General features: G+C 43.0%; 2 protein-coding genes. Both read left to right on the top strand.

What is annotated here, in order from left to right:
- The first annotated feature begins 45 nt into the window (after positions 1-45).
- Complete coding sequence (locus AC1DUA_RS40050) at positions 46-366, top strand: C40 family peptidase (RefSeq protein WP_477504937.1); 321 nt, start codon at positions 46-48, stop codon at positions 364-366.
- A 15-nt stretch (positions 367-381) separates the two neighbouring features.
- Positions 382-597, top strand: a 216-nt coding sequence (locus tag AC1DUA_RS40045) for a YheC/YheD family protein (protein WP_477504936.1), incomplete at its 3' end; no start/stop codon positions are given.

Here is a 597-nt window from a genome sequence, read left to right as displayed (position 1 = left end):
CCACGACAGGGAGGGATTGCCAGAAGAGAGGGAGTTAACTTCCAGATGGATCCCCTCCTAACTGACCAGGGAAAACGATACGTGAGTTTTAGGTCAATCAATAGGCTCTTTAATGTAGATATCACTTCAAATTTGGCAATTCAAGCAACTGTGGGCAAAAGGATCGCTCAAAAGGATGTTGAAGCCGGTGATGTCATCTTTTTCCGTAGACCGCGCTATTCGGATAATAGGATTGGTCATTGTGGGGTTGATATCGRAAATGGCAGGATGCTCAATACGTATAAATCACCTCCCGGCGTGACAATTACGAGATGGAGAAGCCCTTATTGGTTAAGTAGATACATTACAGCTCGCGAGATACTTTAACAAGGAGTTGATGGCATGCCTGGTAAGTTGAGTTTGCACTTATTTTATTCAAAGGATCCCCATATCCGAGCTTATTTACCGTCGACAACGGTATTAAATCGGGATTCATTTTATCGCTTAATGAGACGGTACCAATCGGTTTACATTAAACCGAATATGTCTCACATGGGCAAAGGTATCATGAAAGCATGGTCTACGGAAAAGGAGTATCGATTAGTTAAAGTGAAGGGG

Source organism: Paenibacillus sp. 01T422 (assembly GCF_056398785.1).
Note: the sequence above shows the minus strand (reverse complement) of the source record. Positions and strands in the feature narration are given on the sequence as shown.